Annotated in this window: 21 protein-coding genes; 9 read left to right on the top strand and 12 right to left on the bottom strand. The window is 60.3% G+C overall.

All coding sequences use genetic code 11. The features are described from left to right. The first annotated feature begins 120 nt into the window (after positions 1–120). Both gshA and ACVI9W_RS13775 read left to right on the top strand, forming a co-directional pair. Positions 121–1707 carry a glutamate--cysteine ligase gene (gene gshA, locus ACVI9W_RS13780; protein WP_461530292.1) on the top strand — a complete coding sequence of 529 codons (1587 nt, stop codon included), beginning with the start codon at positions 121–123 and terminating at the stop codon, positions 1705–1707. A 1-nt stretch (position 1708) separates the two neighbouring features. Then, complete coding sequence (locus ACVI9W_RS13775) at positions 1709–2335, top strand: TetR/AcrR family transcriptional regulator (RefSeq protein ID WP_461530291.1); 627 nt, start codon at positions 1709–1711, stop codon at positions 2333–2335. Positions 2336–2398: 63 nt separating this feature from the next. Here ACVI9W_RS13775 and ACVI9W_RS13770 read toward each other — a convergent pair whose 3' ends face one another. The 10 genes from ACVI9W_RS13770 to ACVI9W_RS13725 form a co-directional block, all read right to left on the bottom strand. Next, positions 2399–2614, bottom strand: coding sequence for a TOBE domain-containing protein (locus tag ACVI9W_RS13770; RefSeq protein ID WP_010221227.1), 216 nt, complete (start codon positions 2612–2614; stop codon positions 2399–2401). 18 nt (positions 2615–2632) lie between these two features. Continuing rightward, positions 2633–3445: an aliphatic sulfonates ABC transporter ATP-binding protein gene (ssuB, locus tag ACVI9W_RS13765; protein WP_461530290.1), complete on the bottom strand. Its 813-nt coding sequence runs from the start codon at positions 3443–3445 to the stop codon at positions 2633–2635. Further along, the gene (gene ssuC / locus ACVI9W_RS13760) at positions 3442–4236 is read right to left on the bottom strand and encodes an aliphatic sulfonate ABC transporter permease SsuC (RefSeq protein ID WP_461530289.1); all 795 of its coding nucleotides are present in this window, start codon (positions 4234–4236) and stop codon (positions 3442–3444) included. The genes ssuB and ssuC overlap by 4 nt, the downstream gene beginning before the upstream one ends. Before the next feature lie 10 nt (positions 4237–4246). Beyond that, entirely contained in the window at positions 4247–5395 is a 1149-nt protein-coding gene (ssuD, locus tag ACVI9W_RS13755; protein WP_461530288.1) for an FMNH2-dependent alkanesulfonate monooxygenase, read from the bottom strand. A 58-nt stretch (positions 5396–5453) separates the two neighbouring features. Further along, complete coding sequence (locus ACVI9W_RS13750) at positions 5454–6419, bottom strand: sulfonate ABC transporter substrate-binding protein (protein WP_461530287.1); 966 nt, start codon at positions 6417–6419, stop codon at positions 5454–5456. A 93-nt stretch (positions 6420–6512) separates the two neighbouring features. Next, positions 6513–7106 carry an NADPH-dependent FMN reductase gene (gene ssuE, locus ACVI9W_RS13745; RefSeq protein WP_038605593.1) on the bottom strand — a complete coding sequence of 198 codons (594 nt, stop codon included), beginning with the start codon at positions 7104–7106 and terminating at the stop codon, positions 6513–6515. Between the two features lie 163 nt (positions 7107–7269). Beyond that, on the bottom strand, positions 7270–9144 hold the full coding sequence (locus ACVI9W_RS13740; protein ID WP_461530286.1) for an FAD-binding protein: 1875 nt from the start codon (positions 9142–9144) through the stop codon (positions 7270–7272). A gap of 127 nt (positions 9145–9271) precedes the next feature. Next, entirely contained in the window at positions 9272–9598 is a 327-nt protein-coding gene (locus tag ACVI9W_RS13735; protein WP_342623908.1) for a hypothetical protein, read from the bottom strand. Positions 9599–10180: 582 nt separating this feature from the next. Further along, positions 10181–10819, bottom strand: a complete 639-nt coding sequence (locus ACVI9W_RS13730; RefSeq protein WP_038605590.1) for a peroxiredoxin — start codon at positions 10817–10819, stop codon at positions 10181–10183. A gap of 158 nt (positions 10820–10977) precedes the next feature. Next, positions 10978–12315, bottom strand: a complete 1338-nt coding sequence (locus ACVI9W_RS13725; protein ID WP_461530285.1) for an OprD family porin — start codon at positions 12313–12315, stop codon at positions 10978–10980. A gap of 508 nt (positions 12316–12823) precedes the next feature. Between ACVI9W_RS13725 and tauA the strand changes: the two genes are divergently transcribed. Genes tauA through tauD form a run of 4 tightly spaced genes read left to right on the top strand, consistent with a single transcriptional unit; the run spans position 12824 to position 16297 of the window. Beyond that, positions 12824–13801, top strand: a complete 978-nt coding sequence (gene tauA, locus ACVI9W_RS13720; protein WP_038605585.1) for a taurine ABC transporter substrate-binding protein — start codon at positions 12824–12826, stop codon at positions 13799–13801. A 12-nt stretch (positions 13802–13813) separates the two neighbouring features. Then, positions 13814–14608, top strand: a complete 795-nt coding sequence (gene tauB, locus ACVI9W_RS13715; protein WP_461530284.1) for a taurine ABC transporter ATP-binding subunit — start codon at positions 13814–13816, stop codon at positions 14606–14608. Then, positions 14605–15444 carry a taurine ABC transporter permease TauC gene (gene tauC / locus ACVI9W_RS13710; RefSeq protein WP_461530283.1) on the top strand — a complete coding sequence of 280 codons (840 nt, stop codon included), beginning with the start codon at positions 14605–14607 and terminating at the stop codon, positions 15442–15444. The genes tauB and tauC overlap by 4 nt, the downstream gene beginning before the upstream one ends. 19 nt (positions 15445–15463) lie before the next feature. After that, positions 15464–16297 carry a taurine dioxygenase gene (tauD, locus tag ACVI9W_RS13705; protein WP_461530282.1) on the top strand — a complete coding sequence of 278 codons (834 nt, stop codon included), beginning with the start codon at positions 15464–15466 and terminating at the stop codon, positions 16295–16297. 125 nt (positions 16298–16422) lie between these two features. Here the strand turns inward: tauD and betT are convergent, their stop codons facing one another. Together betT and epsC are read right to left on the bottom strand one after the other, a co-directional pair. Next, on the bottom strand, positions 16423–18423 hold the full coding sequence (gene betT / locus ACVI9W_RS13700) for a choline transporter BetT (protein WP_038605575.1): 2001 nt from the start codon (positions 18421–18423) through the stop codon (positions 16423–16425). Positions 18424–18596: 173 nt separating this feature from the next. Then, entirely contained in the window at positions 18597–19529 is a 933-nt protein-coding gene (gene epsC / locus ACVI9W_RS13695) for a serine O-acetyltransferase EpsC (protein ID WP_107025842.1), read from the bottom strand. Positions 19530–19721: 192 nt separating this feature from the next. Between epsC and ACVI9W_RS13690 the strand changes: the two genes are divergently transcribed. The 3 genes from ACVI9W_RS13690 to tcyL all read left to right on the top strand — a co-directional run bounded on the left by ACVI9W_RS13690 (position 19722) and on the right by tcyL (position 22284). Then, positions 19722–20720 (top strand): D-cysteine desulfhydrase, encoded by a 999-nt coding sequence (locus tag ACVI9W_RS13690; protein ID WP_461530281.1) that lies wholly within the window; start codon positions 19722–19724, stop codon positions 20718–20720. A 107-nt stretch (positions 20721–20827) separates the two neighbouring features. Next, positions 20828–21622: a cystine ABC transporter substrate-binding protein gene (tcyJ, locus tag ACVI9W_RS13685; protein WP_157190786.1), complete on the top strand. Its 795-nt coding sequence runs from the start codon at positions 20828–20830 to the stop codon at positions 21620–21622. Further along, positions 21619–22284, top strand: coding sequence for a cystine ABC transporter permease (gene tcyL, locus ACVI9W_RS13680; RefSeq protein ID WP_051939131.1), 666 nt, complete (start codon positions 21619–21621; stop codon positions 22282–22284). Before tcyJ ends, tcyL begins: the two co-directional genes overlap by 4 nt. The last annotated feature ends 4 nt before the right edge of the window (positions 22285–22288 follow it).

Genomic DNA, 22288 nt, shown 5'->3' with positions numbered 1-22288 from the left:
AGCGCAGGCACTGCCGAAAGCCGGCCAAAACCAGGCGACAACGCCAGTTCCTCTGTCCACCCTTGTAGACCGTCATTTCCACCCCCATATTGGGGCGACTGACGCGTGAAGGAATCCATCTTGAGCGAACTTCTCAACCGCCGCCTGAGCCTGCTCGGCCAAGGCGACAATCTCTCCCTGCTCAAGCAGTGCCTGCACGGCATCGAGCGCGAATGCTTGCGTGTGACCGAGGACGGTCGCCTGGCACAAACCCCGCACCCCGAGGCTCTCGGCGCGGCGTTGACCCACGAGCAGATCACCACGGACTACTCGGAGTCGCTGCTGGAGTTCATCACCCCAGCCCTGGCCGACCCGGCGCAGACCCTCGAAAGCCTGGAGAACATCCACCGCTTCGCCTACTCCAAACTGGGTAGCGAATACCTGTGGAGTCCGTCGATGCCCTGCCCGCTACCGGCCGAGGAAGACATTCCGATTGCCTGGTACGGCGATTCCAACATCGGTCAGCTCAAGTACGTCTATCGCAAGGGCCTGGCCCTGCGTTACGGCCGCACCATGCAGTGCATTGCCGGGATTCACTACAATTTCTCGCTGCCAGAAAAACTCTGGCCGCTGCTGCGCAGCGCTGAAGGCAGCAACCTCGATGACCGCGCGTATCAGTCGGCGGCCTACATCGCCCTGATCCGTAACTTCCGCCGTTACAGCTGGTTGCTGATGTACCTGTTCGGCGCCTCGCCGGCGCTGGATGCCGGTTTCCTGCGCGGCCGCCCGCATCAGCTCGAACAGTTCGACGCCGATACGCTCTACCTGCCGTACGCCACCAGCCTGCGCATGAGCGACCTGGGTTACCAGAGCAACGCCCAGGCCGGTCTGACACCTTGCTACAACGATCTGAACAGCTACACCGACAGCCTGCGCAAGGCCGTCGCCACCCCGTATGCGCCGTATGTCGAAATCGGCACGCACAAGGATGGCGAATGGGTACAGCTCAATACCAATATCCTGCAGATCGAAAACGAGTACTACTCCAACATCCGCCCCAAACGCGTGACCTACAGTGGTGAGCGGCCGATCCAGGCCCTGATGGCCCGCGGTATCCAGTACGTCGAAGTGCGGTGCCTGGACATCAACCCGTTCCTGCCGACCGGCATCGATTTGCCAGAATCGCGCTTCCTCGACGCCTTCCTGTTGTTCTGCGCTCTGGAAGACAGCCCGCTGCTGGGTTACCTGGAATGCGGCAACTGCACTGGCAACTTCCTCAGTGTGGTCAAGGAAGGTCGCCGCCCGGGCCTGGTGCTGCAACGCCACGGCAAGCCGGTGGAACTCAAGGAATGGGCCAATGAACTGCTTGAGCGGATTGCGCCATTGGCCGCGCTGCTCGACCGCAGCCTGGACAGCGATGAACACGCCAAGGCGCTAGAACTGCAGAAGGCCAAGGTCAGCGACCCGTCCCTGACGCCGTCGGCCCAGGTCCTGGCGAGCATGACTGAACACAAGGAAAGCTTCAGCCGCTTTGCCTTGCGCCAGAGCCAGGCACATGCCGAGTTCTTCCGCGCCCAAGCCCTGTCGGCGGACGAGCAGCAGCGCTTCGAAACAGCGGCGCGCGAATCCCTGGAGGCCCAGGCCAGGCTTGAGCGTGAAGAGGACAAGGCCGACTTCGACCTGTTCGTCAGCGCTTACCAGGCCAGCATCCTGGCGATCAGCAACTGACATGAGCCGGACTGTCTCCACGCGTAAACCCCGCGCCGCCAGTCAGGCGCGGATCGACTCGATCCTCGAAGCGGCGCGCACCCTGCTGGCCAGTGAAGGCGTGGCCAGCCTGTCGATCTACAGTGTCGCCGAGCGGGCACAAATCCCGCCGTCCTCGGTGTATCACTTTTTCGCCAGTGTCCCGGCTTTGCTCGAGGCCCTGACCACTGATGTGCATGGCGCCTTCCGGGCCTGCCTGGCCGAGCCGATTGAAGCCAACACGCTGAACACCTGGCACGACCTCTCGCGCCTGGTCGAACAGCGCATGCTGAGCATCTACAACCAGGATGCCGCAGCCCGTCAGTTGATTCTTGCCCAGCACGGTCTGAGCGAAGTAACCCAGGCCGACCGCCAGCACGACATTGAGCTGGGCGACCTGATGCACAAACTCTTCGCCCAGCACTTTCAGTTACCGGTGCTGCCGGAAGACGTCGATGTGTTTGCCCTGGCCATGGAGCTGGGGGATCGGGTGTATGCCCGCTCGGTGCAGTTGCACGGGCAGATTACGCCGCGTATGGCCGAGGAAGGCATGCGCGTGTTTGATGCGTATCTGGGGTTGTATCTGCCGCCGTATTTACCGAAACGCTGACGGCGCTATCGCGGGGCAAGCCCGCTCCCACAACCGGTGGGAGCGGGCTTGCCCCGCGATGCCTCAGAGCTTGGCGATAGACACTTCAGTCGACTTCACAAAGGCAATCACTTCACTGCCGATGGTCAGTTCCAGCTCGCGCACCGAACGGGTGGTGATCACCGAAGTGACGATACCCGACGCCGTCTGCACGTCGATTTCCGAGAGCACCGGGCCTTCGAGGATTTCCTTTACGGTGCCTTTGAACTGGTTACGTACGTTGATCGCTTTGATGGTCATCTGCTTGCTTCCTTCAGGTCAATGAGCCCAACGCAGCTGCGTTGGCAAAGGTGCTACGGGTTCCGGCTCAGGCGGTGCACCCGGCACCGAGAGCACGCGGTTGAGAACTTCGGTTTCCAGCGCCGCCAGGCGATGTGAGCCACGCACACGAGGGCGCGGCAGGTCGACGATCAGGTCCAGGCCCACTTCACCGTCTTCGATGAGGATTACCCGGTCTGCGACGGCAACCGCTTCGCTGACATCGTGGGTCACCAGCAAGACGGTAAAGCCGTGCTGGCGCCAGAGCCGTTCGATCAATTGCTGCATCTCGATACGGGTCAGGGCATCCAGCGCGCCCAACGGTTCATCGAGCAACAACAGACGCGGCTGGTGGATCAAGGCACGGGCCAGGGCCACGCGCTGCTTTTGCCCGCCCGACAGCGCCGCCGGCCACTCGTTGGCACGTTCGGCCAGGCCGACTGCCTCCAGGGCTTGCAACGCCTGTGCTCGCCAGTTGCCGGACAAGCCCAGGCCGACGTTGTCGATCACCTTTTTCCACGGCAACAGCCGCGCTTCCTGGAACATCAGCCGGGTGTCTTCGCGTGCCTCGCTCAATGGCGCCGAACCTGCCAGCAGCTCGCCGCCAGTGGGCTGGTCGAGCCCCGCGAGCAAACGCAACAGGGTGCTTTTACCGCAACCGCTACGCCCGACGATGGCGACGAACTGTCCGGCAGGAATATGCAGGTCGATGTCACGCAGTACCTGGCGCTGGCCAAAGGTTTTCTGCAGGTTGTGCGCCGCCAGCGGTATGCCGCGCAATAGCCGTGCGGGTGGTTCTTTGAGGATGGTCATGCGCCCTCTCCCCGGGTCGGTTGATAGGCCGGGTGCCAGCGCAGCCAGACCCGTTCAAGGCCCCGCGCCGCCAGGTCGGCAAGCTTGCCAAGCACGGCATAAAGAACAATCGCCAGCACCACCACATCGGTCTGCAGGAACTCACGGGCATTCATCGCCAGGTAGCCGATGCCGGCGTTGGCCGAAATGGTTTCGGCAACGATCAGGGTCAGCCACATGAAGCCCAGGGCGAAGCGCACACCGACCAGAATCGAAGGCAAGGCACCGGGCAGAATCACCTGGCGAAACAGCTCGAAGCCGGACAAGCCATAACTGCGCGCCATTTCCACCAGCGCCGGATCGACGTTGCGGATGCCGTGGTAGGTATTGAGATAAATCGGGAACAAAGTGCCCAGGGCCACCAGGAAAATCTTCGCCGACTCATCGATGCCGAACCACAGAATCACCAGCGGGATCAGCGCCAGGTGTGGGACGTTGCGGATCATCTGCACCGAGCTGTCGAGCAGGCGTTCACCCCATTTCGACAGACCGGTGATAAAGCCCAGGGCCAGGCCGATCGCACCACCGATCAGAAAGCCCAGCGCGGCGCGCCAGCCACTGATTGCCAGATGGGCCCAGATTTCGCCGCTGCGCACCAGTTCGACACCGGCGCTGAACACCGCGCTCGGTGCCGGCAGGATGCGCGTCGACAACCAGCCGACGCTGACTGCCAATTGCCAGACCGCCAACAGCAACAGCGGCAGCGCCCAGGGCGCTAGGCGCTGCGGCCAGGGAGTGGATGCACGACTCATGGCCAGGTCCTCAGCGCTGTGCTGCGGATTTGGGCAGGATGTCGTTGGCGACCATCTCGCCGAAGGGGCTCACGTAACCACCGCTTTTCGGCAGTTCCGGGCGCTCCACATCCAGGTGCGGGAACAGCAGTTCCGCCACCCGGTAGGATTCTTCCAGGTGTGGATAACCGGAGAAGATGAAGGTATCGATGCCCAGTGCGGCATATTCCTTGACCCGCTGCGCCACGGTCGGTCCATCACCCACCAGCGCCGTGCCGGCACCGCCACGCACCAGACCGACCCCGGCCCAGAGGTTGGGGCTGACTTCCAGGTTGTCACGGTTGCCGCCGTGCAGTGCGGCCATGCGCTGCTGGCCCACCGAATCAAAGCGCGCCAGCGACGCCTGGGCGCGGGCAATGGTGTCGTCGTCCAGATGGGAAATCAGGCGTTCGGCGGCCTGCCAGGCTTCGGCATTGGTTTCGCGCACAATCACATGCAGACGAATACCGAAGCGCACGCTGCGGCCTTGCTTGGCAGCCTTGGCGCGAACTTGCTCGATCTTCTCGGCAACCGCTTCCGGTGGCTCACCCCAGGTCAGGTACAGCTCGACCTGCTCGGCGGCAAGATCCTGTGCTGCCTCCGAAGAGCCACCAAAGTACAGCGGCGGACGTGGCTGCTGGATCGGTGGATAGAGCAGCTTGGCGCCTTTGACCTGGATGTGTTGACCGTCGTAATCGACGGTTTCACCTTCCAGTACCCGGCGCCAGATGCGGGTGAACTCCACCGACGCCTGGTAGCGCTCTTCATGACTGAGGAACAGGCCGTCACCGGAAAGCTCTTCCGGATCACCACCGGTGACCAGATTGAACAACGCCCGGCCGCCGGAGAGCCGGTCCAGGGTTGCGGCCTGGCGTGCCGCCACAGTCGGCGAGATGATGCCCGGGCGCAGCGCGACCAGAAATTTCAGCCGCTGAGTCACCGGTATCAGCGATGCCGCGACCAGCCAGGAATCCTCGCAGGAACGCCCGGTCGGAATCAGCACGCCGCCAAAGCCCAGGCGGTCGACAGCCTGGGCAATCTGCTGCAAGTAACCGTGATCGACAGCGCGCGCACCTTCGGCGGTGCCCAGATAGTGGCCGTCGCCATGGGTGGGAAGAAACCAGAAAACATTGAGGCTCATTGGAGTTGTCTCCTAAGGGGAACGCAAGCCGGGACCGCGTCCCGGCACGGGCGAATCGTCAAGGCGCGGTAGCGACCTTGGCCGGGGGAGTCCAGATCACATCCTTGATGCTCAATGGTTTGGGAATCAGCTTGAGCGTGTGGAAGGTGTCGGCGATTTTCTGCTGGGCGCTGACCACGTCCGGGGTCAGGAAGTGAGCACCGTAACCCTGGCGTTTGACCGAGGTCAGGGTGATGTCGGCCGGTAGCCCCAGCAACGGTGCGACCTGGTCGGTGACCTCCTGCGGGTTGGCCTTGGACCACTCGCCTACGGCGCGCACTTCCTCGACCAGGGTGTTGATCACTTCCGGGTGCTTCTGCGCGTAGGGTTTGGTCGCCAGGTAGAACTGGTGGTTGTCGACGATGCCTTTGCCGTCACGCAGGGTACGGGCCTGCAACTGCTGTTCGGCAGCGGCCTGATAGGGATCCCAGATCACCCAGGCATCGACACTGCCACGCTCAAAGGCGGCGCGGGCATCGGCCGGGGGCAGGAACACCGGCTGGATGTCGGTGTATTTGAGGCCGGAATCTTCCAGGGCGCGCACCAGCAGGTAGTGCACGTTGGAGCCTTTGTTCAGCGCAACTTTCTTGCCCTTGAGTTCCTTGACCGACTGGATCGACGAGCCCTTGGGCACCAGGATCGCTTCGCTGTGCGGCGCAGGCGGCTCATAGGCCACGTACAGCAGATCAGCACCGGCTGCCTGGGCGAATACCGGCGGGGTTTCACCGGTTACACCGAAATCGATGGAGCCGACGTTCAGGCCTTCAAGCAACTGCGGGCCGCCGGGAAATTCCGTCCATTGCACCTGTATGCCCTGAGCGGCCAGGCGCTTCTCCAGCGAGCCCTTGGCCTTGAGCAGCACCAGGGTGCCGTATTTCTGATAACCGATACGCAGGCTTTCAGCCTGGGCTTGAGTAATAGCGCCGAAGGACACAGCCGCAGCAAACAGAGCGACCAGACCACGACGCAAAATGACAGTGCGCATAGCGCTCTCCTTTTGCTGTTGGGTTCAGGCTGCACCTGCTTGCCCGTTGGCGGGCGAGTAAGGTGGGAATTGCAGAAAATCGGGTGGTGCGGCTCAGATGCTCCAGCGAGCACTGAGCAGACGCTCATTCAGTACACCGGGGGCGACCGGTTTCGGTCGGCGTGCCAGGGCACTGTGAAACAGTTCAAGCGACTCGTTCAGACGTTGTTCCAGAACCGGCGCCAGTTGCGCGGCGGCATTGCCTTCGCCATAAGTGATCTGGCTGTCATCCGCGAAGATCCCTTGCAAAATTTCCTGGGCCTTCAGTGCGGACAACACCGGTTTGAGTGCGTAATCCACCGCCAGCATGTGGGCGATGCTGCCGCCGGTGGCGATGGGCAATACCACCTTGTGGCTCAGCGCGCGCTCAGGCAGCAGGTCGAGCAGGGTTTTCAAGGCCCCGGCAAACGACGCCTTGTAGACCGGCGTCGCCACCACCAGGCCGTCGGCCTGCTCTACCAGTTGCAGAAAATGCTGCACACGGGGGCTGTCGAAACGCGCATGCAGCAGGTCTTCGGCCGGAAAGTCGCGCACCTGGAAAGTCACCACTTCGACGCCCTGGCCTTGCAACCACTGGCGGCTGCGCTCAAGCAGCACACCGGAGCGTGAACGCAGACTGGGACTACCACCGAGAGAAACAACCAGCATTGGAGCGCATCCTTGATCGTGTTCTAAAAGGCCGCGAGTTCGGGTTCTCGCTGGAATGCACTGACCTTAACAGCTAAACACATATACCAATAAATCATATTTTTTCATTTGTTTATTCATTATTGGACTATTAAAACACAACAGAGTCCCACAGCAGCAAATGCTATTGCGTCGTGCCTCCCAGCAGCGCCGCAACAAAATGGTTATGGAAAACGCCTGTTGGATCGCAGGTTCCGCGGTAGGCGTCGAAGGCCATGGTTCTAGCGCTGCGACGCGTCGCAAGATCCTTTATGAAAGCTGGGTTGAAAGGTGGCGAAAACGTTCCGGCCGGTTGAGTCGGGTCGTAGAAGCCGAACATCTTACCGGTGTGCGGCATACCTCCCAGGGCAACCCAGGCACGCTCGATGTCTGCAAAGAAATGGAGCAACCGGTCGGGGTAGTCAGACGCTGCTACGGCCGGCACGTACCCAATAAGATCCAGATTGACGAAGGTCGCGTTGGCAGTTTGTGTGTACGTCCCAGCCAATGCGCTGTCGCCGCCGCAGACGAACCGGAACTCCATCGGCGCAACCAGAAGGAAGTCGGTGGACCCTTTGATCCGGGCCATCACTGCGTTAAGGCCCTGCCAGACCTTGCTGAGCCCTGCGTCGTCGAGAGCCGGAAGTTCGACAAAATAGGACATGAAGATCACTCGGGAGGCCTTGGTCAGCCACAAGTCAGAGTAGATCGCCGCCGCCTGATCGAAGAGCGTTTCGACCGTGAGGAATCCCGCATCAATGACTGCGCTTGCCGCCGTTGTGCTTCCGGCATACTGAGCCGCGATGAGCGGAGGCTCGATGATAGGCTCCATCGGAATCAAGTACGGCGCGCCGAAGACATTCTCTTGCGCCAGGGCGCAGGCAGGCGGAACACTTGGCCTCAAGTTTGGGGTCTGCGTCGACGGAGACGAAACTACGTCCCACCACAAGAGGAGAAAGGTGTTGTTGTACGGGTTGAAGAAAGACTCAACGCGGTCATGACTCGCAAGCCGCGTCTTGAATTGCGCAATGAACGTTTGCTCATCGTCACACGTAATGTTCGTATCCTTGCCCGCCCTCAACGTCGTGGCCCACGGTCGTGGCATTACATCCACGGTGACCGAGGTGACAACCCCCAGCGCACCGAGAGAGACGCGCGCGAACTGCAAGGGCGACCAACCATCCACTGCCGGCGTCTGTGCATCGATGGTCTTCACCTGGCCATCCGGCCCCATGATGCTGAACGCCGAGACCGTTTCCGCGAAGATCGGTGCGGTGATTGTCGCACCATGCACATCGACCGCCGTCATCCCGCCAAGGCTGAAGAAGCCGCCGGCGGTAACAGTCTTGAGCATCATGTCATTGCTGGTCAGGAACGCATCCAGCTCGTCCTCACGGACGCCGGTATTCACCGTGACCTTATCGCCCGAAGGATGCAACACGATGGATTGATTACCACCGGAGCCCAGGTCCTTATAGCAGGAGAGATCGATGAGCCAGCGGGTGGGACTCGGGGCGACACGATTGTCTTCGGCGACTAACGGCGGCTGTGCATGACGCTGACCGGAAACGCGTACTGTCGCACCAGCCTTTACGGCCTGGCGTACGATGTCTTGAAGTTCAGCCAGGTGCGTAGGTGAGAAGTAGTATTCACCATCAATCGTCATCGTATAAATAATGTTCTGGGCCCAGTTTCTCCACGGCAGAGGTTGGACCGTGAAGTCCAGGGTCGTGCCGGTGACTTCGTAAGCGGCCAGTCTGCCGTTATTCGCCGACTGCACCAAAGGTGCGCCGCGGTTACTTGTTCCCAAAACAGCGGAAACGTAAGGCGCCACGCCAATTGCATCCGCCGGAACGCCGAGAGTTGAAAGTGGAGGACTCACTTTGTACAGACCATTTTCGAAGTTACTACTATTCCATTCGGAAGTATGCCAACGACCCGTCGAATCAAACCACTGAATCGAAAAGTTCATGACAAATATGCCACTATTAAGACAACCAATTCGCTCGACCTGTTTCATGGTGGTGTCCAGGTAGGTTGTTGTAACTTAAGTTAACCAGTCGTAGAAGGAGATACACTGGCGCCAACCCGCTCACGATGGTTCGTGGGAACGTCGACGCCAGGTATCACCCTAGAGAAGTTGCTATCTACTCAATCAAATTGATTGCAAAACCAATGTAAGTAGTGCCGACGGCATCATAGGTTGCGATCTGACCGTTTGGCGCGAAAGCGAGAAACGGCGTCCCCTGACCAGAAGTCCCGAGCACCGCGTGCCCGTAGACTGTCACCGCCAGCGCGTCGGCCGGGACACCAATCGAATCAAGGTCGGGAGTGGTCCGGGAAAAGCCCACGGAGTAGTTGCCGCTATTCCATTCGGAGGTAGACCATTTACCGTCGCTACCAAGCCACTGGACTGAAAAACTGAATACGTATCCGCCTTTATTGTTGACTGTGATCTTCTGAACCTGTCTCATAGTAACCTCCTGTTACAACATAAGTGTAAAATGAAAAACATGCAGGATTCCGCCGTTTAGCAGCGGCGTGCTTACGTCTTGCCCAGCATGTATTCAGCAGAGGCTGTTGTGACAGCGCGGGTCAGGCAGGCAGCCTCATTCCATACAGGCCCCGAACTACTATTGGGCGACACCGCTGTCGTCTAACACGCCAGTCAATGTCGCCTAATATTCTGTTTGTTTCCGTGACGTTATGATTGCTTGATACCCGCCAAAACACACGCGACGGGTGTTCGGATATAAATCGAATGAAGGGAAAAAGCCTCCGTGGCTGCGGGGTGATTCCTTTCGCTCGTTGCAATTAACTTAGTAGCGCAGCGGATTATCTGCCAGTAACAAGAAAAACCATTTCGCTATAATCGCAATTTCCAATGGACTTTTATTAATAACCACTACTTAGTGGGTGAGGCCGTATAACGGGCGATGACTTCACGTGTGCCCAGTGAATCCACGTTCTTGTTTCCATGCGCCCCCAGGATCCCGTGAAAACCCCCAAAAAAAAGGGCCGTCGAAACGGCCCAAAATCCCTGCTATGGCTAAAGATCAGCGATTGGGTTGCGGGGTCAGGCGCAGATACGGCTTGACCGCCCGGTAACCCTTCGGAAAGCGTTGCTTGATTTCGTCTTCATCCTTGAGCGACGGCACGATCACCACCTCGTCACCGTCCTGCCAGTTGGCCGGCGTGGCAACCTTGTGGTTGTCGGTCAGCTGCAACGAGTCGATCACCCGCAGAATCTCGTGGAAATTACGCCCGGTACTGGCCGGGTAGGTAATGGTCAGGCGGATCTTCTTGTTCGGGTCGATAACGAACAGGGAGCGAACCGTCAGGGTGTCGCTGGCGTTGGGATGAATCAGGTCGTAGAGATCGGAAACCTTGCGATCGGCATCGGCCAGGATCGGGAAGTTGACGATGGTGTTCTGGGTTTCGTTGATGTCTTCGATCCAGCGGTGATGGGAGTCCACCGGGTCCACCGACAGGGCAATGGCCTTGACCCCGCGTTCGGCGAACTGTTCCTTGAGCTTGGCGGTGAAGCCCAGCTCGGTGGTGCACACCGGGGTGAAGTCGGCCGGGTGCGAGAACAGCACGCCCCAACTGTTGCCCAGCCATTCATGAAAGCGAATCTTGCCTTCGCTGGATTCCTGTTCGAAGTCGGGGGCGATGTCGCCGAGTCTGAGGCTCATGGTGCGGCTCCTTGGCTGGGTTCGTTATGGGGTTACTGTGCCTGCACTGGGATAAAAACAAAAAGAATAAATATCGATTTATTTATAACTTTTAAACCTATAAATCAGCAGGCATAAAAAAGCCTCGCATCGAGCGAGGCTTCTTGTTTCAACCGGACTTACATGAAGCTGTAAGTGTAGTTGAAGATCAGACGGGTCTGATCCTGGTCAGCACTGGCTTCGTTACCAGCACCGCGGTACACGCCGTGACGCAGGCTGGCGCCCAGGCCTTTGAGGGTGCCTTCCTGAATGACGTAGTCGATGCGCGCATCGCGTTCCCATTCGTGATAGCTGCTGCCGTTCTTGGCGCTCTTGATGTCATCGCCGCGCAGGTAGGAAACCGAGGTCTTCAGACCCGGTACGCCCAGGCGTGCGAAGTCATAGGAGTATTGACCGAAAGTGGTGTTCTCACCGGCTTTGGCGAACTGGTTGATCATGCTGTCGGTGAACAGGTAGAAGCTGGCGCCAGCGTTACCTTCGGTGCTTGTGTTGCTAGTGCCGTCTTTAGTCACACCGCCTTGGTTCGCCCAGACAAAACCACCGTCATCACCGATCTGCTGGTGACCCAGCAGGAAGGCATGGCCGCCAAGGGTATAGGTGAACATGGCGCTCCAGGTCTTGTTGTCGACCTCGCCCTTGTTCTTGGCAAAACCCTTGTTGTTGTCGAAGGCATAACCGGTCTGACCGTTCTTGCCATCGCTGCTGCTGTCGAAGTAGCGCAGGTCAGTCTTGAACGACTGGTCTTCGGCGATCGGGTAGACGTGAACCAGGCCCAGGAAGTGCTGCTTGTAGAAGTCTTCCAGGTTCGAGTAGTAGTACTGCAAGGTCAGGTCTTTGGTGACCTTCCAGTCGCCACCGGCGAACTGGAACTTGTTGCTGTCCTGAGTTGCGCCGGAGACGGACAGACCAGTACGGTTGCTCGACGCACGACCCATGGCGTGGGTCAGTTGACCGGCATTGAGGGTCAGGTTGTCGATTTCTTTCGACTGAATGGTACCGCCTTCAAACGTTTGCGGCAGCAGACGACCGTCGTTGGACACCAGGATTGGCAGGTTCGGCGCCAGAGCGCTACCGAAGTGCGCTTCAGTCTTGGAGAAGCGTGCCTTGGCGTTGGCACCAAAACGGCCCCACTGGCTCTCAGCCGACTTATCGGTGTCGCTTGGGAAGAAACTGCTGTTATCCGGGTGGTGGCCTTTACCGCCATCCAGGTGAATACCCCACAGCGCTTGGGCATCGACACCGAAACCGACGGTACCTTCAGTGAAACCCGAGATGTAGTCGAGCTTGAAGCCCTGACCGGACTCGCGGTTGTCAGAGCCACCGTCACGGTTGTCGTTGTTGAAATACATGGTCCGCGAACTGAGCGACAGCTTGCTGTCCTCAACGAAACCGGCGGCATTCGCTTGCTGGGCCAGAACCCCTACGGCCACGGCGAGTGCCAAGGTCGACTTGTACATGTTTTGCTCCTCTCGTCTCTAATTCTTGTGTGTCGCTTACGGCAGGATCTATTGCCCTGCTCGACGTCGATTGGCGATTAGCACCAAAGCGTGACCGTCAAGTCAATCGTAACTGTTCGTTTCACGACTTTGGTCTAATGCGCCAGCCCTTGGGGTCAAGGATAATGACAATCCTATAATTCCAAAAAGACTTATTTCGTAATTTTTCAGATTATTACGGAATATGCACCGAAATTTTCTCCGCTGTCGTTATCGACACACAAGCTAATACCTAAAGGTTATTAGCAAATAATTTTTTAGACCGCCTGAACTGACGTGTTCGCTGCATCCACCCATCATTTCGTTTTCAGCTGCTGATGACCTTGACCTCCGTCATCGCGAGGCAGCCTGAAAGCTTAAAGCGATTGGCTCCTAAGCTAATGCTAAAAAGTTATTTATTTTAAGTTTCTTAGATCATCTAGTCTTCCGACCATTATCTCCCCACTGCTCGCCTGACTAGGAGTTCACCATGACCCTGCATGCTCCGTTGCGCCTGTTTGCCGCCCTGACCCTGGCTGGCGCCAGCTGGTTCGCTCAGGCGGCTGACCTGACCGTTGCCTACCAGACCACCGTCGATCCGGCGAAAGTCGCTCAGGTCAACGGCGACTATGAAAAAGCCAGCAAGGCCAGCATCGACTGGCGCAAGTTCGACAGTGGCGCCGATGTGATCACCGCAGTGGCCTCGGGCGACGTGCAGATCGGCTACCTCGGTTCCAGCCCCCTGGCCGCCGCCGCGACCCGCAAACTGCCGGTGGAGACTTTTCTGATCGCCACCCAGATCGGCGCCGCTGAAGCCCTGGTGGCCCGCGAAGGTGCCGGGATCAATTCGCCGCAGGACCTGATCGGCAAGAAGATCGCCGTGCCTTTCGTTTCAACCGGTCATTACAGCCTGCTGGCCGCGCTTAAACAGTGGAACATCGACCCGGCCAAGGTGCAGATCCTCAACCTGGCGCCACCAGCGATCATCGCCGCCTGGAAACGCGGTGACATCGACGCCACCTACGTCTGGGACCCGGCCCTGGGTGTGGCCAAGGAAAACGGCAAGGTGCTGATCACCTCCGGCGAACTGGCCGAGAAAGGCGCACCGACCTTCGATGCCTGGATCGTGCGCAAGGACTTTGCCGCCAAGCACCCGGAAATCGTCAAGGCCTTCGCCAAAGTCACCCTGGATGCCTACGCCGACTACCGCAAAGACCCACAAGCCTGGCTGGCCAACCAGAGCAACGTCGACAAACTGGTCAAGCTCTCCGGCGCCAAAGCCACAGACATTCCAGCCCTGCTGCAAGGCAACGTGTTCCCGCTGGCGGCCGACCAGATTGCCGCACTCGGTGCGCCGACTACCCAGGCCATCACCGACACCGCCACCTTCCTCAAGGAACAGGGCAAGGTCGAAGCGGTACTGCCGGACTACGCGCCGTACGTCAGCGCCAAGTTCATCGCCAACTGATCGGAGCTAGTCATGGCATTGCTTGAACTGGAGCGCATCAGCGCACAGTACCCCGGGGCAGCCGAACCGGTGCTGGCCGATATCAACCTGAGCCTGGGCCCACAGCAGTTGCTGGTGGCCCTCGGCCCGTCGGGCAGCGGCAAGACCTCGCTGCTCAACCTGATCGCCGGGTTCGTAACGCCCAGCGCCGGGCGCATCACGCTTGACGGTGTGCCGGTGCAAGACCCGAGTGCCGAGCGCGGCGTGGTGTTCCAGGACGATGCCCTGCTGCCCTGGCAGGATGTGCTGGCCAACGTCGCCTTCGGCCTGGAACTGGCGGGCGTGCCGCGCCCCGAGCGTGAACGCAAGGCCCGGGAAATGCTCGCCCTGGTTGACCTGGCCGACTTCGGCACGCGGCGCATCTGGCAATTGTCTGGTGGCCAGAAACAACGTGTGGGCCTGGCCCGCGCCTTGGCCGCCGATCCGCGGGTGCTGCTGATGGACGAGCCGTTCGGTGCCCTCGATGCCTTTACCCGTGAACAGATGCAGGAGTTACTCCTGCAGGTCTGGCAACGCACGGCCAAACCGGTGTTCCTGATCACCCACGACATTGAAGAAGCGGTGTTCCTTGCCACCGACCTGATCCTGCTGGCGCCCAATCCCGGGCAGATCGTCGAGCGCCTGCAGCTGAATTTCGGTCAGCGTTATGCCGCTGGTGAATCGGCCCGTGCGATCAAGTCCGACCCGCGCTTTATCGAAACCCGCGAGCACGTGCTGAGCCGGGTGTTTTCGCAACGCAGCGCCGCCGTGCGGCAGGAGTTCGCATGAGCAGCCTGGAAGTGCCGGTCGCGGCCAAACGCAGCAGCCCGTCAACCCCGGCGGTGAAGATCCGCCGCAGCCTGAGCACCCGCTGGATCAGCGGCCTGACCCTGGCCACCCTGCTCCTGCTGTGGTGGGCGGTGACCACCGCCGAGTGGATCGAACCGTTGTTTCTGCCATCCCCTGACGCCGTGCTGGCCAAAGCCTGGTTGCTGCTGACCCAAGGCTATATGGAGTCGACCCTGTGGCAACACCTGGGCGCGAGCCTGGGACGTATCGGCCTGGCGCTGGGCGCAGCGATTGCTACGGCGATTCCGATCGGCATCGCTATCGGCCATAACCGAATTGCCCGCGGCATTCTCGATCCGCTGATCGAGTTCTACCGCCCTATTCCACCCCTGGCCTACCTGCCACTGATCGTAATCTGGTGCGGCATCGGCGAGTTGTCGAAGGTGCTGCTGATCTACCTGGCGATCTTCGCCCCGATTGCCATTGCCACCGCCACCGGCGTGCGCACGGTCGATCCGACCAAACTGCGGGCGGCGCAATCGCTGGGTGCCACGCGGGCCCAGCTGATCCGCCACGTCATCCTGCCCAGTGCCCTGCCCGACATCCTCACCGGTATACGTATCGGCCTCGGTGTGGGCTGGTCGACCCTGGTCGCTGCCGAGCTGATCGCCGCCACCAGCGGCCTGGGTTTCATGGTCCAGTCGGCGGCGCAGTTCCTGGTCACCGACGTGGTGGTGCTGGGCATCCTGGTGATCGCACTGATTGCCTTCGCCCTGGAAATGGGGCTGCGCGCCCTGCAGCGCAAACTGGTGCCCTGGCACGGCCAGAGTCATTGAAGACGAATCGAGAATAGCCATGAGCCTGACCATTACTCCACTGAGCACTGCACTCGGCGCACAGATCAGCGGTATCGACCTCAGCCGCGCGATCAACGACGAACAACGCGACACCATCGAGCAGGCCCTGCTCAAGCATCAGGTGCTGTTCTTCCGTGACCAGCCGATCAACCCACAGCAACAGGCTGACTTTGCCGCGCGCTTTGGCGACCTGCATATTCACCCGATCTACCCCAACGTGCCGGAAACCCCGCAGGTGCTGGTGCTCGACACCGCTGTGACAGACGTGCGTGACAACGCCATCTGGCACACCGACGTGACCTTCCTGCCGACCCCGGCATTGGGTGCGGTCCTCAGCGCCAAGCAACTGCCGACCTATGGCGGCGATACCTTGTGGGCCAGCGGTATCGCGGCCTTCGAAGCTCTGTCAGCACCGCTCAAGCAATTGCTCGACGGACTGACCGCAACCCATGACTTCACCAAGTCGTTCCCGCTGGAGCGCTTCGGCACCACGCCTGAGGATCTGCAACGCTGGGAAACGACGCGACGCAACAACCCGCCACTGTCACACCCGGTGATCCGCACGCATCCGGTCAGCGGCCGCAAGTCGCTTTTCGTCAATGACGGTTTCACCACGAGGATAAATGAGCTGAGCGAGGCGGAAAGCGAGGCGATTCTGAAATTGCTGTTCGCCCACGCCACGCGGCCGGAGTTCACCATCCGCTGGCGCTGGCAGGAGAATGACGTGGCCTTCTGGGACAACCGCGTGACCCAGCATTACGCGGTAGATGACTACCGCCCGCAGCGACGGGTGATGCATCGGGCGACGATTCTCGGGGATGCGCCGTTCTGACTTTCACCGCAGGACTGTAGGAGCGGATTCATCCGCGATGGCCTGCGTAGCAGGCCTGTCTTTTAGGGCCGCTGCGCGACCCATCGCGGATGAATCCGCTCCTACGCAAAGCACCCGCGGTGCTCTTAACGCACCAGATGCAAAAACTGCATATGCCGCTCGTACTGATCGAGGATGTCGTTGATGATCTGCTCTTTGCTGTAACCCACCAGGTCATAGTCCTGGCTGCCTTCGCTCAGATGCACCTCGGCCCGGTAGTAACGGCGGTTCTTCAACTCCTGGGTACCCAACCCGCCCAAAGCGAATGACGGTGTGAAATAGCCACGCATCTGTACCTGATAGATGAACGGCTGCTCCTCGCCATGACCAATCTTCAGACTGACGTTGTCATGGCTCGGGTCTTCCTGGGTTATGACGTTCAGGCCCTTCTCGACGAACACCTCGGTCACCTCGGCAATCGCCGGGCGCACCACGTCATCCATGAACCGGTAGACCTCGTCGCGCGACGGGAAATGCACCGCCTGGCTCAGGCGCTGACGCCAGCCACCACGGCCACGCCGTGAGTTGGCGAACGGCGCCAGCGAATGCATCTGCGCGATCTGCCGTTGCGACTCCAGGTAAAACGCCTTGTGCAGGCCCCACATCATCGCCAGGAGAATCACCGAGAACGGCAACGAAGTAAGCACCACCGCCGATTTCAATGAGTCGATGCTGCCGGCGAACAACAGGCCGATGGTCACCAGGGCAGTCATCGCCCCCCAGAACACCCGCAACCAGTTCGGTCCGTCTTCATCAGCGTTGCCGCCGCGGGCGGACAAGGTCGACAGCACCACGGTGCCGGAGTCGGCCGAGGTGACGAAAAACACAAAGCTGATGAACACCGTGACGGCAATGACCGCCTTGCTCCATGGATAGGTTTCCAGCAGCAGGTAGAGAGTCATCGAAGGGTTGTCGATGGCCGACTGGCCTAGCGCGGTCATGCCGTGATCGAGCACCTGGGTCATTGCGCTGTTGCCGAAGATCGACATCCACGCCAGGGTGAAACCCAGCGGAATCAGCAGCACACCGAAGACGAACTCACGGATGGTGCGGCCACGCGAAATCCGCGCGATGAACAGCCCGACAAAGGGCGCCCAGGCAATCCACCAGGCCCAGTAGAACACGGTCCAGCCACCCAGCCAGTCTCTGGCTTCGTTATAGGCATAGACGTCGAAGCTCTTCCTCGGCAGTGCGCCAAGGTAGTCGCCCAGGTTCTGGATCAGGGTATTGAACAGATGCTGGGTAGGCCCGGCGAACAGGACGAACAGCAGCAGCGCACAGGCGAGGAACATGTTGATATCGGACATTACCCGCACGCCCTTCTCGACCCCGGCCACGGCAACTGCAACCGCCGCGCCCATCATCAGGGTGATCAGCGCCACCTGCACCCATTGGGTATGCGGAATGCCGAACAGGTAATCCAGGCCCGAGTTAAGGTGCAACACGCCAAAGCCCATGTCCGCACCCAGGCCGAACACCGTGGCGATGATGCCAAAGCCGTCCACCGCATAGCCGATCGGCCCGTTGATGCGTTTGCCGATCAGCGGGTACAGCGCGGAACGCAGGGCCAGCGGCAGGTTGTGGCGATAGGCGAAATAGGCCAGGGCCATACCGACGAAGGCGAACACGCCCCAACCATGCAGGCCCCAATGCAGGAACAGCAACTGCATCGCCTGACGCCCGGCCTCGACCGTTCCGGCTTCACCCTGGGGCGGCTGGAGCATGTGGGTAAGGGGTTCGGAAACGCAGAAGAAGAACAGGGTAATGCTGATACCGGCGGCGAACAGCATGCCGGCCCACGACAGGTAACTGAACTCGGGTTCGTCGTGGTCGGCACCGAGCTTGATCTTGCCGTAGCCGGACAAGGCGGTGACCACCACGAAGACCAGGTACAGCGTCATCGCCAGCATGTAGTACCAGCCGACCGTATTGGCCGCCCAGTTCTGTGCCGCCAGCAACCATTCACCGGCCGCTTGCGGATTGCTGATGACCACCAGTCCGAAAATGAGGATAAAGCTCGCCGCGAAATAGAAAACCGGCGGATTCATGCGGATCTTGCCGCTGGCTGAAGAACTCGGTGCACCCATTAAACGTGCACCTCGATATGAAGGGAAAGGCTTGGATTGAACGGGTTCAGCAAAGGGTTTCCTCCTGTTGAACGCCGGCAGCGGACCACCGTTTTAACTTGAACAAGCGTTCAAGTTAAACATGGATGGGGTCCGCAATGCGACCCAATGCCGCAATCCAAGCCCTGCTGCGGTTACTTCTGGGTCCCGTCATCGTGCTGCAGATTGGCCTGGGTCAGGTTGCTGCCCGGCGCCACACTGCGGGTCAACCAGACGTTGCCGCCGATGGTCGAACCCTTGCCGATGGTGATACGCCCCAGAATAGTTGCACCGGCATAAATCACCACGTCGTCCTCGACGATCGGGTGGCGCGGATGGCCTTTTTGCAGTTGCCCGTCCTCATCCGCCGGGAAGCGTTTGGCCCCCAGGGTCACGGCCTGATAGATGCGTACCCGCTCGCCGATGATCGCCGTTTCGCCGATCACCACTCCGGTGCCATGGTCGATGAAGAAGCTTTTGCCGATCTGCGCACCCGGGTGGATGTCGATACCGGTGGCCGAATGCGCCAGCTCCGAACTGATCCGCGCCAGCAAAGGCAGGCCGGAACGGTAAAGGTGATGGGCCAGACGGTGATGGATCACCGCCAGGATTCCCGGGTAGCACAGCAACACTTCATCGACGCTGCGTGCCGCCGGGTCGCCATGGAAGGCCGCCAGCACGTCAGTGTCGAGCACACTGCGCAGGCCCGGCAACGCGGCTGCGAAATCCTGGATCAAACGCAGCGCGGTGGCATCGACGTCGGCAGTGTTGCACTTGCCGTGACGGGCGACATAGCGCAGCTCCAGACGCGCCTGGGCAAGCAAGGCAGTCAGGGCCGAATCGAGGGTATGCCCGACGTAGAAATCTTCGCTTTCCTCGCGCAGGTCCACCGGCCCCAGGCGCATGGGAAACAATGCCCCGCACAATTGCTCAAGGATGTGGCGCATGGCTTCGCGCGAAGGCAGCTCGCGCCCCCCTTGCTCACCACTGCTGCGACCATTGCTGCTGCGCCATTTGTCACGGGCGCTACGCAAGCCGGCAACAATGCCCTGCAGTTGCCAATGCCCTGTCTGCGCGTTTTCGCTCACGGTTACGTCTCCTGCCGCGGCGGCGATAATGGAATGAGAAGGCCGCCAGATAGACGCTCACTTTACGGCAAATGCCGGGGGGAGAAAAAATAACCCTTTATTCCAAAACGCAATATAGCCGGCATAAGGCCGGGAGTTGCCCGCTGGCCCGGCGCTGCCTATAGTCGGATTTTCCCTTGCAGATGTATTGCCATGATCGACCGACAGCTCTCCCGCTTCAATCGTCTGGACCTGCTTGGCGCGCCGACCGCGCTGGAAAAGCTGCACCGCCTCTCGGCCTGGGCTGGCCGCGACATCTACGTCAAACGTGACGACTGCACCCCGCTGGCCCTGGGCGGCAACAAGCTGCGCAAACTCGAATACCTGGCTGCCGATGCCCTGAGCAAGGGCGCCGATACCCTGGTCACCGCCGGGGCGATCCAGTCCAACCATGTGCGCCAGACCGCGGCACTCGCTGCGCAACTGGGCCTGGGTTGTGTCGCGCTGCTGGAAAACCCGATCGGCACCGAATCACCGAACTACCGAAGCAATGGCAACCGCCTGCTGCTGGACCTGTTCGATGCCAAGGTCGAGCTTGTGGATAACCTCGACAACGCCGACGAGCAACTGCAATCTCTGGCTGTACGTCTGCACGCCAGCGGGCGCAGACCGTACATCGTGCCGATCGGCGGCTCCAACGCGCTCGGCGCACTGGGCTATGTGCGTGCAGGACTCGAACTTGCCGAACAGATCAAGCACTGCGGCCAGACCTTTGCCGGCGTTGTACTCGCTTCCGGCAGCGCCGGCACCCATAGCGGCCTGGCCATCGCCCTGGCCGAGAAATTGCCAAAGCTGCCGGTGATCGGCGTTACCGTGTCGCGCAACGACGAGGCGCAACGGCCGAAAGTTGAGGGGCTGGCCGAGCGTACCGCCGAACTGCTGGGCATCCGCCTGCCGAAGACATTCAAGATCGAACTCTGGGACGAATACTTCGCCCCGCGCTATGGCGAACCGAACGCCGGCACCCTCGCCGCCATTCGCCTGCTGGCGAGCCAGGAAGGTTTATTGCTCGACCCGGTGTACACCGGCAAGGCCATGGCCGGCCTGCTCGACGGCATTGCGCGCCAGCGATTCGACGACGGTCCGCTGATTTTCCTGCATACCGGTGGGGCACCGGCATTATTCGCCTACCCTGAGGTCTGGAATAGCTAAATGACATATACAAAAATAATATAAGAAAATGAATTTATATTATTTTTAAGCCTATTAGCGTCACCCTATAGTCGCCAACCACTACACAACAACATTGGGGCTTCGTCATGACAGTAATCGCTAAACAGATTCTCAACGCAGGCGTCGCCCTGCTGCTGGGCGCCAGTCTGCTCGGTCAGGCGGTTGCCGGCGAGCAACTGAAAACCATCAAGGACAAGGGTGTCATCAACATCGGTCTGGAAGGCACCTACCCGCCGTTCAGCTTCGTCGATGAGAGCGGCAAACTGTCGGGTTTTGAAGTGGAGCTGTCAGAGGCCCTGGCCAAGGAGCTGGGGGTCAAGGCGAAGATCCAGCCAACCAAGTGGGACGGCATCCTGGCTGCCCTGGAGTCCAAACGTCTGGACGCCGTGGTGAACCAGGTGACCATCTCCGAGGAGCGCAAGAAGAAGTACGACTTCTCCGAGCCTTACACCGTTTCCGGTATTCAGGCGCTGGTGCTGACGAAAAAGGCCGCCGAGCTGAACATCAAATCCGCTGCCGACCTGGGCGGCAAGAAGGTCGGGGTAGGCCTGGGCACCAACTACGAGCAGTGGGTCAAAGCCAATGTACCGACCGCTGACGTGCGCACCTACGAAGACGATCCGACCAAGTTCCAGGAACTGCGTGTCGGCCGTATCGACGCCATCCTGATCGACCGCCTGGCCGCTCTGGAATACGCCAAGAAAGCCAAGGACACTACCGCTGCCGGTGACGCATTCTCGCGTCAGGAAGCCGGTATCGCCCTGCGCAAGGGCGAGCCTGAACTGCTCGACGCCATCAACAAGGCACTGGACAAGCTGCGCGCCGACGGCACCCTGGCCAAGCTCTCTGAGAAGTACTTCGGCGCCGATGTGACTAAATGATCGAAGACAGCCTGCAGCTTGCGCTGGACAGCGCGCCCTTTCTGCTCAAGGGCGCGTACTTCACCGTCATTCTCAGCCTCGGCGGGATGTTCTTCGGCTTGTTGCTGGGCTTTGGCCTGGCCCTGATGCGCCTGTCACGCATCAAGCTGGTGAGTTGGATCGCACGGGTCTATGTGTCGTTCTTTCGCGGCACCCCGCTGCTGGTGCAGCTGTTCGTGATCTACTACGGCCTGCCCCAGGTAGGCCTGGAACTGGACCCGCTACCGGCGGCGCTGATCGGCTTCTCGCTGAACATGGCCGCCTATGCCTGTGAAATCCTGCGCGCCGCGATCGGCTCCATCGACCGTGGTCAGTGGGAGGCCGCCGCCAGTATCGGCATGACCCGTGGCCAGGCCATGCGCCGGGCCATCCTGCCGCAGGCGGCGCGCACCGCGCTGCCGCCGTTGGGCAACAGTTTCATTTCGCTGGTCAAGGACACCGCCCTGGCCGCGACCATCCAGGTGCCGGAGCTGTTCCGCCAGGCGCAGCTGATCACCGCGCGCACCTTCGAAGTCTTCACCATGTACCTTGCCGCCGCACTGATCTACTGGGTGCTGGCCAGCGTTCTCGCGCACCTGCAGAACCGCCTGGAAGCGCGGGTCAACCGGCACGACCAGGAGTAACGCG

The organism is Pseudomonas sp. 210_17 TE3656 (assembly GCF_054821965.1).
The sequence above is the reverse complement of the archived record's forward strand: the minus strand, read 5'-3'. Positions and strand labels throughout refer to the sequence as shown.